General features: G+C 38.6%; 10 protein-coding genes. 1 reads left to right on the top strand and 9 read right to left on the bottom strand.

Annotation, left to right across the window (positions count from 1 at the left end; genetic code table 11):
• Nucleotides 1-52: 52 nt before the first annotated feature.
• From Q7U95_RS06365 to Q7U95_RS06350, 4 genes are all read right to left on the bottom strand, one after another.
• Nucleotides 53-1,174, bottom strand: a complete 1,122-nt coding sequence (locus Q7U95_RS06365) for an ATP-binding protein (RefSeq protein ID WP_308752876.1) — start codon at nucleotides 1,172-1,174, stop codon at nucleotides 53-55.
• A 317-nt stretch (nucleotides 1,175-1,491) separates the two neighbouring features.
• Entirely contained in the window at nucleotides 1,492-2,028 is a 537-nt protein-coding gene (rbr, locus tag Q7U95_RS06360) for a rubrerythrin (RefSeq protein ID WP_308752874.1), read from the bottom strand.
• Between the two features lie 461 nt (nucleotides 2,029-2,489).
• The gene (locus Q7U95_RS06355) at nucleotides 2,490-3,134 is read right to left on the bottom strand and encodes a hemolysin III family protein (RefSeq protein WP_308752872.1); all 645 of its coding nucleotides are present in this window, start codon (nucleotides 3,132-3,134) and stop codon (nucleotides 2,490-2,492) included.
• A gap of 59 nt (nucleotides 3,135-3,193) precedes the next feature.
• Nucleotides 3,194-3,481 carry a J domain-containing protein gene (locus tag Q7U95_RS06350; protein ID WP_308752870.1) on the bottom strand — a complete coding sequence of 96 codons (288 nt, stop codon included), beginning with the start codon at nucleotides 3,479-3,481 and terminating at the stop codon, nucleotides 3,194-3,196.
• Between the two features lie 131 nt (nucleotides 3,482-3,612).
• Here Q7U95_RS06350 and Q7U95_RS06345 point away from each other — a divergent pair, with 131 nt between their 5' ends.
• Nucleotides 3,613-4,518 (top strand): patatin-like phospholipase family protein, encoded by a 906-nt coding sequence (locus tag Q7U95_RS06345; RefSeq protein WP_308752868.1) that lies wholly within the window; start codon nucleotides 3,613-3,615, stop codon nucleotides 4,516-4,518.
• Between the two features lie 82 nt (nucleotides 4,519-4,600).
• Here Q7U95_RS06345 and Q7U95_RS06340 read toward each other — a convergent pair whose 3' ends face one another.
• The 5 genes from Q7U95_RS06340 to Q7U95_RS06320 form a co-directional block, all read right to left on the bottom strand.
• Nucleotides 4,601-5,275, bottom strand: a complete 675-nt coding sequence (locus tag Q7U95_RS06340; protein WP_308752866.1) for a lysophospholipid acyltransferase family protein — start codon at nucleotides 5,273-5,275, stop codon at nucleotides 4,601-4,603.
• Nucleotides 5,276-5,642: 367 nt separating this feature from the next.
• A complete protein-coding gene (locus Q7U95_RS06335) occupies nucleotides 5,643-6,365 on the bottom strand; it encodes a UPF0280 family protein (RefSeq protein ID WP_308752864.1) in 723 nt (240 codons plus the stop codon).
• A 141-nt stretch (nucleotides 6,366-6,506) separates the two neighbouring features.
• On the bottom strand, nucleotides 6,507-6,914 hold the full coding sequence (locus Q7U95_RS06330; protein ID WP_308752862.1) for an NIL domain-containing protein: 408 nt from the start codon (nucleotides 6,912-6,914) through the stop codon (nucleotides 6,507-6,509).
• Between the two features lies 1 nt (nucleotide 6,915).
• On the bottom strand, nucleotides 6,916-8,082 hold the full coding sequence (locus Q7U95_RS06325) for a homocysteine biosynthesis protein (RefSeq protein WP_308752860.1): 1,167 nt from the start codon (nucleotides 8,080-8,082) through the stop codon (nucleotides 6,916-6,918).
• Between the two features lie 548 nt (nucleotides 8,083-8,630).
• Nucleotides 8,631-8,828 (bottom strand): DHHA2 domain-containing protein (locus tag Q7U95_RS06320; protein WP_308752858.1); only part of this gene is annotated, 198 nt, incomplete at its 5' end.

Below are 8,828 nucleotides of genomic sequence, written 5' to 3'. Positions count from 1 at the left end.
TAAATTTCTAGTCAAAACAGATTTCTCCTCCAAGAATTCCCCTGTTTGTTTTTTAAAGAAATAGCTCTTTTAAGTATGAATGGGCTTTACGAATATCAATTTTCCCGATTGTTCTTTCTCTTTTCAATTCCTTTGCTATTTGAGTGCCTTTTAAATGATACTTTTCACAAAAATATTTTAGATTTTTAGATATGTTTGAGTCACGGGTTTTTGCCTCAATCACTTCCACAATTTGGTCATTATTCGCGAGACAAAAATCTACTTCTTTTCCATCTTTTGTGCGAAGATATTTCAGTTCAAAATTTTCTCCTTCATAATCAATTTTACCGAAAACATGTTTCAATAAACTTAACGCTATAAAGTTTTCAAACTTTGCACCATCATCTCCAATAACAAGACCATTATCAAAAAAATATATTTTGGGTTCTTTTAATACAGAGCGAGCAATATTTCTTGAATAAGGAGTAACCTTAAAGATTATATATAAAGCTTCAAGTATCTGAACATATTTATTTATCGTTGTCGGTGAAGCATTCACATCCCCCGCAATGGATGCATAAGATACAGGTGACCCCACTCTCCTCCTAAGAAGTTCAAAAACCATCTGCATTGTTCTGAGGTCATGAATTCTCTCGAAATCAAGTATGTCTGTACGAATAAGACCATCTATATACTGGTTTCTCCACCGCTTCACGTCAATTTTATCCTCTGAAAGAAAGGGCTCCGGGAAACCTCCTCTTTGAATAAACCGTTCGATATCATTGCTTATTGGATCTTCTTGAAGCTCGGAAATGGAAAAAGGTAACAACCGATGAATAAAAAATCTGCCAGCCAGAGAATCACCGGTTTGCCTAAACGTATCGAGTCTGGCGCTTCCGGTAACAAGTATTTTAAGATTTTTTGGTTTTGTATCGAACACTCCCTTAAGATAACTTTTCCATCCCGGCATTTTATGCAATTCATCAAGAATCAATAATTCAGTTGATTGAAGCCAGGATTCATCTTTAATGATTTGACTATCTTCAAAGCTGTCATAATTTAGATAGGTCGTATTGTCAAATCGTTTCCCGATTTCTAAAGCAAGCCAAGTTTTTCCGACCTGTCTTGGCCCGACTATGAAAACAATTTTTTTGTTTAGATCTTTAATGATGGATTCAATTTGTTTGCGATACATATAGACTATTATGCACAAAAATGGAAGATAGTCAAGACTATTCTCCAAAGTAGTGGAAGATAGTCAATAATATAGCCAAAATATTGTGGCAATTTTACCGTCCGCGGGGATATTTCAAGGGTAAGGAGTATAGGGTACTGGCAAAACCCTGCAAGCCATGTTGTACAGATTAAGAGCTTATCGAACAGTTGATAGTTAAAAGCGAAAAGAGAAGTTGGAAGTAATAGTTAAACTAACTCGTCAGGAATACACGCGATAAAACAACATCAAAGCCGTGCGTATTCCTGACGAGTTGAGTGAATTGTTAGAAATGTTTTTTAATAATTACTACATACTATCTCAAAATATGCTTTCGGATGAGAGCATACAGGGCATATATCCGGTGCCTCAACTCCTTCGTGAATATGTCCACAGTTTCTGCATTTCCAAAAAACCTTACCGTCTTTTTTAAAAACCATTCCATCTTCTATATTCTTAAGCAATTTTCTGTAACGAGCTTCATGTCCTTTTTCAATTTCAGCAATTCCCTCAAACATTACCGCGATTTCTTCAAATCCTTCCTCTCTAGCTTCTTTTGCCATTCGAGAATACATCTCAGTCCATTCAAAATTTTCACCATTTGCGGCAGCTTTTAAATTCTCAATCGTGTTTCCTATACCGGACAATGTCTTGAAATGAAGTTTCGCGTGTTCTTTTTCATTTTCCGCAGTTTCAAGAAATAATGAAGCTACTTGCTCATAACCTTCTTTTTTGGCAACCGATGCAAAATAAGTATATTTATTTCTTGCCTGTGACTCACCGGCAAACGCCTCCAATAAATTCTTTTCTGTTTTTGTTCCTTTTATATCGCCCATCTCTTACCTCCTTCTAATTTATTACTTTTCCGGTAAATGAATAAGCTAATTTTATCCCTAACTTATTAATATACCAAATTCCATAATATATAATTTAGCTTCTAATTAAGATAAAGTTTTTCCTTCAAAAATTGCCCAAAACTGACATCATCCCTGCCCGCCAGTGACTGGCAGCCGTCTCAAAATAAGAAATAAAAATGAAAACTATATAGAAAAATTTAAAATGTTAAGGGCAAAACCTCATCACCTTCACGTTCCCCTCCAGAGGCGGGCAAGCATATGAGCAAGCCGTTAAGCGAAGGAGATTTGAACATCTGCGGCACCGTGTCTACCGGCAGGCAGTCGGGAGTCGAGAGTTCACCCCCACCTTAATCCTCCCCCATCAAGGGGGAGGGAAGTTTGGCCATCAGCCATCTGCCATAAGCTATCTGCCCCGCCAAAGGCGGGCAAGCATCTGCTATTTATAAAACATACCTAAACATCAACCAAAAATGACTAAAACTCCCAGCCATCGTAAGAAGGTGAAATATCTCGTGAAATCCAAACCAGCCCGGAATAATATTCGGGCGTTTCAAACCATAAATAAGCGCGCCAACACTATAAAAAATTCCACCAATTGCCAACCAACCAAGTCCACCTATTGGCACAGAATGAATTAAAGGTAAAATAGCAATTACGGCAAGCCAGCCCATTAAAAGATAAATTAAAGTTGAAAGCCAACGAGGCGCCTGCAGCCAAAACAATTTCAGCACAATCCCAATAATGGCAATCCCCCAAACAACGCCAAACATGCTCCAGCCCCAACCGCCACGCAAAGAAACCAGACAAATGGGAGTGTAGGTTCCCGCTATTAAAATAAAAATCATGATGTGGTCAATTCGCTTAAAAATCCTGACACCGCGTTCCGAAAGCGGAAGCCAGTGATACAAAGTACTCGCTGTATAAAGCAAGATTAAACTTGCTCCAAAAATTGAAAATGAAACCACGTGCCAAACAGTCCCCCTGGCCACAGCAAAACAGACCAATAAAACCAATGCGGCTATCGATAATACCGCTCCTATTAAATGAGTTAATCCGTTTATGGGTTCTCTTAATTTTCTCGTCATTTTAATTCCTTTATGAATATTTTTTACAACTCACATTATAACTCTTATAGTTTCCGATTTTAAGGCTTTAACAGCAAAACCTTTATTATCCCAATAAGTCCCTCTTCTAAAAACACATTCCACATTAACTTGCTTTTTTGCTCATCATAATATTTTCGGTTCGTTGGATTGGAGATAACCCGATAGGCTTCGTTTAGGGCCTGCATCTTCTCATGAGCCCATCTTTGTCTCTCTTTTGGATGTTTATCCGGATGATACTTTAAACAAAGCACTTTATAGGCTTTTTCTATTACTCCAAAAGAAGCATCGTGATGAACTTCTAAAATTTTATAATAGTCCAAAAACATAATATTCTCCGTTTAATAATATTTGTTTTTACATATTCTTTTCCAGTTAGAACATTATAACTTATTTACTCTAACGCAAAGTGTTAAAATGAAATTCAATTAATATTTTTCTAAATAAAAAGGATACGTCAATGAAACAAAATCGACCAAAAGTAGGACTAGTGCTAAGCGGCGGCGGAGCTAAAGGTGTAGCTCACTTAGGAGTACTCAAAGTTCTTGAAAAAGAAAATATTCCCATAGATATGATTGTGGGGACAAGCATCGGCGCTTTAATTGGAGGAATTTACGCTTCCGAAATGAACATTGAAGAGATGGAAAAAATTGCCCTCAACATGAACTGGAAACAACTTTTGCGCCTCACCGATTTAACCAAACCTACAACCGCATTAGTTAATGGCCAAAAAATAGAAAACTTCATAAATTCCCTTGTAAATAACAAAACCTTCGACGATACAAGAATTCCCTTTGCTGCCATTGCGGTTGACGCCATAAGTGGAAAGGAAGCAATACTTACAAGGGGCCACGTAACTGATGCAATCAGGGCCAGTATTTCCACTCCTGTAGTTTTTAGTCCCGTAAAAAGAGGTAATAAGTTGTTGATCGATGGTGGAGTAATTAACCCTTTGCCTGCCGATGTGGCAAGAAAAATGGGAGCGGATGTGGTTATAGCGGTAAATCTTTTAACAGAAGCTTCTACTAAAAATAGATTTTCTCACTTACCGGAAACTTCAAACAGAAAAATAGTTACAAAAGAAGTTACGAAAAAGGGATTTCCCGAAATTGTCTACTCAAGAATGATTACCTCAGTTAAAAAAAGGTTTCGTCCACCTACAGTCTTCCAATTGGCAATGAGAGCCGTGGATTTAATGCAGAGAGAATTATCTGAAGCAAAATTAAAATATGCAAGTCTGGTCATTGCCCCTCAAGTAGAGGATGTTTCATACTATGACTTCTCCAAAGCAAAAGAAATTATCACATTAGGGGAACGAGCCGCAGAAAAAGCCATACCGGATATCAAAAAGATTTTGGAAGGATAATTGAGAAAATTAATTCCTCAATCCCTCTCTCCTCTTTCCGGTTTAATTTATTATAAACTTTTTACTTTATCTGGTAGTTACTTTAAAGAGATTTTCTATCTTTCTCCGCTCCTTCATGTGTAGGACAATTGATAATCCCTTCATCATCTTCGGAAGAAACATTTAGCAATTCAGCCAGCTTTTGCATAATTTGCTGCGTCGCCCGATTTAAACTCTCCCTATCTGTTTTCCTATCAGTCAACTGAAAAGGTTTTCCGATTTTTACCGTTATCTTAGAAAAAGAAAGGATTTTCTTGCCGACAGGAAGTGCTTCATAGGCCCCTTTGATGGCCAGAGGAAGAATGAAAGCTCCGGATTTTGCCGCCAGAAAGGCTGCTCCGAAATTTCCCTCCTTAAGAGTTCCGTCGACACTTACTTTGCCTTCCGGGAAAAGTGCCATCGCTTTCTCATTCGCAAGCAGCTGTAGCGCGCGTTTAATGCTCTTTATATCGACCTGTCGTTCACTGTTAACCTGCAGAGAACCCACTCTTTTTAAAAACCAGCCGACAACGGGACGCTTGAAAAGGTGTGCAGAGGAAAAAAAGGTAACCCGACGCCCAACTGCGGCAACCAGCACAAAACCATCTAAAACACTTGTGTGGTTGGCAACTACGATTAAAGGGCCTTCCTTTAGAATATTCTCCCTGCCCTCCACTTTCCAACGAAAACCTAATTTAAAAACTATGCGGCAAATCAAACAAGTTAATCTATAAACCATCCTTACCCCTTAATAAATAGTGTTTTTTATATCATTTGATATCTTTCTTTAATCACCGGCTAAATAAAAATTTTGTCGATTCTTAAGCAATTAATATTACTGACCGGGCTTTTATTTTATTCAAGATTCATCCCTTCTTTAAAAAAAGTTGTATATACTTTTACCCCAAAAAACCAAAAAATAACTTAAATTTTTTATGTCCGACCGCTTTTGGCAATTTCCTCCATAAAATCCATTAGCAACTTTTGCTCTGCTAAAGATATTTTGGCGAGATAGTATTGATAATTGCCAATGTAGGTTTTATGGGGATTTAAACGCAAAGAAATTTAAAAAACATATGAAAACAGAATAAATTTTTTTTGTTCTTTTATAAGGGCTGAATATCTATTTCTCCCCAAACACCCATTTTATTATCCTTTATTATCAAAACACCTAAAATATCTTTTATCCCCTTAGCAAAGGAAAGCCCTTCCTCAATATCCTCCACTTCCTGAACTAAATTTCCGATGGCTGTTGCAGCCGCATCGGCAAGAGGCGTATTTTTAGATAAAACAACCACCGCATCGGCTTTCCCAAAACTCAAACTGTGACCGACTGTGCCAGCTGACGTGCAAATTCCAAGCGGAGTTTGTTCAGGAAGAATATTTAAAGCAAGCTTACCACTTAAAGGTGTTTCGCCAGCGTAAACTCCAACGAGACGAGGTTTTGTTGTTTTTAGAAAAACATCTCCACCATTTTCAACTATTATTTCCTCGGAATGTTTCAATAAATCCTTTCCCACAAACTCAGCAATAGCTCCCGCGACTGCTGCCATGGGGCCAACATCAACACTTTGGGCAGCTAAAATCATTTCATTTACAATTAAGGGAGCTGTAATAGATATATCAATGGGAGAAAGACTAGTTTCGAAAAGTGGGTTCTCTTCAATATAATTCTCGATTTCTCCTCGATACTTAAAAACCGTATCCATAGCTTCCCTATATAAGTTCTTATCAGCCGCAATAAATAAATCCGTCTCTTCAACTTGAATTTGAAAAGTAACTAAATCTATTGTTCGCAACCATTTTCGATAAAATTTTTCCCTATACAAACCAAACCCCGTTCTTTGAAGTATTTGTTTAGTATTACAAGTTATTAATATATCAGAAGATAAAACAAAGGGACTAAATACTTAGGTAAAAGGTAAAATTTGGCGAACTAAAAAAGGATGCTGAAAAAGAACAAAAAGCTATTAAAACTTAACTTCTATAAGTTTTAGAGGACACGCCCGAACACAAAGCCCGCAAAGAATACACCTGTCTTTGTCAAATTCCAGCTCAAATGTATCGGGATTAAGATGTAGCGCCCTGGGACGGCAAACAGCCGTGCAGGCACCGCAACTTATACAATCATCTTCATTTAGGGCTATATCTCTTGCTGCCTCTTGAACGCCTACATCCTGGTTTTTTAGATAAGCTATTCCCTCATCTATTTTGTTCTCGGGGCCTTCGAGCTCTAAAACTATTAATCCTGTCTCTTCTTCATGCACCTCGGCCCGCATAATGTTGATTATGAGATCATAGTCTTTCACCAGATGATAAGTAATTGGTTGCTCTACTCTCTCAGGAGGAAAAGTTAGAACTATCTTCTTTTTTGCCATTTTATAACTCCTCCTTTGTTTGAATATCCAGTGGCTTAGTCGTACCTTTCTCGGGCAATTTTTGAACGGGTTCCGTCAGCAAAAAATCGCCTTTTTGTATCCACGATTTTAAAACCCCGGCAATTTCTCTGGCTTTGGCATAACTCGAAATCGAGGCCGCGGGAACCTCTCTTCCCCGAAGTGTAATTTTACCCTTTCTCAACTCGGCATAAGTAATCCTACCCAAAACCGGCTTATTTCTTTTAGGTACACTGTAATCTACAATTTCGGCGTAAATATCCTTATCGCTTACGCTTACAAACTCCACCATCTCCTCGTCAAGAATGGGTATGGGAATGCCTACTCCTATAAAAATGGATACCCCGTAGTTGTGAAAGGTGGCAGCCCTTATATAATCCCTGCTCATATCTTTAAGATTTCCTATAAGGGCAATGGTAGCCGCGCCAGATACAGGAATCCCTTTATCCGTTCTTTCTTGACTCGGGCTATGCTGGGTCCCTTCCCAAGCAACATATCCTTGTGCTCCACAGAGAAAAATCCTTGTACCGATACCTATTGTGCGATAGTGAGGGTCATTCAAAAGTGGGCTTAGCTGGCCCGATGTTGCATATGTTGCATTTCCCAGTTTAGGGAGAAGTGTCCCCATATAAGTATAAATGGTTCTCTCGGTTGAGTTTACTGCCACAGCATAGTTCTGATATACATTTCTCGGATTAAATAAATATGCCTGATTGATAGTATCTTTTGTAATAAATGTCTCAATTTCAGAACGAGGGTAACAATCGGTAACGCGTCCGACAGCCTGTAGCTTTACCGCCTTCCCGGCAATTAAATCTTCTATTACATGAGCCCCGCCGTAACGCAACCCCTCAGATTCCGAAACCTCGGTAGCCCCAATATATGCATCAATCGCTGCCATACCCGCATATGCGGGAACATCGTTTAACCAAACTTTTTTTATATTAATAGGAGGATCAGAGTGTCCAAAGTTTAAAAAAGCCCCACTTGAACACATTGGGCTAAATGTTGCCGTGGTAACAACGTCTACTTCTTTTGCGGTCTGCTTTACGCCTTTTTCTTTAACAATATCTATTATTTCCTCAGCAGTTACAACAACTGCTTGGCCTTTTTTAATTTTTTCGTTTATCTCATCAAAACTCTTTGCCATTTGACACCTCATACTATTAACTTTTTCTCATTTTATCACTTAAGATGCAGTTATCAAATTATTTTAATAAACACAGCTCCCAGTCTCCAGTCGCCAGCTACCAGGAAAATCATTAAAAACAGCTACCAGCCCCTAGCCCTTGGCAAAATTAAAAATAAAAGCTTTTTATTAATTTCAGTTTTGTAAAACCCGGGTGGGTCGGGTGGGCAGCGATCTTCCAAAGGCGGGCAGGCATATGAGCACGTTTTTTATATGCCATATCATTTTTAAGCGAAGAAATAGGTTGTTCAGGGAATAAGCCGAAGCTGTTTGAGTCCCGATTTATCGGGGCGAGTTCTGCGGGCGCCTGAACAACCGTACATTTTGGAGCCGTTAAAAAATGATCGGCCGCCCAGCTCGGGAATTTCGATGAAATCTCTTTATTAATCTCGATATTTGTAGATTTCACAAAATTCCTTCGTCTTTTGCTTCGTTTTCTTGGGCGAACAAGACCTGCCTGCCGGTAGGCACGGAAATGAAGGAAGTACGATTCGCAACAACAAACCTTCTTACATCATTCGTGCTAAAACAGGGGCCACTTGTTTCTTTCGAGAAATTACGCCCGACAAAAACACACTGCCCCCTTCAAGTTTTACCCCAAAACCTCTCTCAACTAATCTTGTTCTTCCCGTAACCAAGAGTTCTGTCCCTACTTTTATAATGTCAGTTATCATCATCAGCAAAAGGTCGATTTCTTTATCTTTGCA

Origin of the sequence: Candidatus Oleimmundimicrobium sp., from assembly GCF_030651595.1 — a bacterium.
Classification (GTDB): Bacteria; Actinomycetota; Aquicultoria; order UBA3085; family Oleimmundimicrobiaceae; genus JAUSCH01.
Note: the sequence above shows the minus strand (reverse complement) of the source record. Positions and strands in the feature narration are given on the sequence as shown.

Bases quoted from the DNA above. Each gene is read 5' to 3' on its own strand.
- Q7U95_RS06340 (WP_308752866.1), bottom strand. From the start codon at position 5,275: ATGGTTTATAGATTAACTTGTTTGATTTGCCGCATAGTTTTTAAATTA.
- Q7U95_RS06325 (WP_308752860.1), bottom strand. From the start codon at position 8,082: ATGGCAAAGAGTTTTGATGAGATAAACGAAAAAATTAAAAAAGGCCAA.
- Q7U95_RS06355 (WP_308752872.1), bottom strand. From the start codon at position 3,134: ATGACGAGAAAATTAAGAGAACCCATAAACGGATTAACTCATTTAATA.
- rbr (WP_308752874.1), bottom strand. From the start codon at position 2,028: ATGGGCGATATAAAAGGAACAAAAACAGAAAAGAATTTATTGGAGGCG.
- Q7U95_RS06330 (WP_308752862.1), bottom strand. From the start codon at position 6,914: ATGGCAAAAAAGAAGATAGTTCTAACTTTTCCTCCTGAGAGAGTAGAG.
- Q7U95_RS06350 (WP_308752870.1), bottom strand. From the start codon at position 3,481: ATGTTTTTGGACTATTATAAAATTTTAGAAGTTCATCACGATGCTTCT.
- Q7U95_RS06365 (WP_308752876.1), bottom strand. From the start codon at position 1,174: ATGTATCGCAAACAAATTGAATCCATCATTAAAGATCTAAACAAAAAA.
- Q7U95_RS06345 (WP_308752868.1), top strand. From the start codon at position 3,613: ATGAAACAAAATCGACCAAAAGTAGGACTAGTGCTAAGCGGCGGCGGA.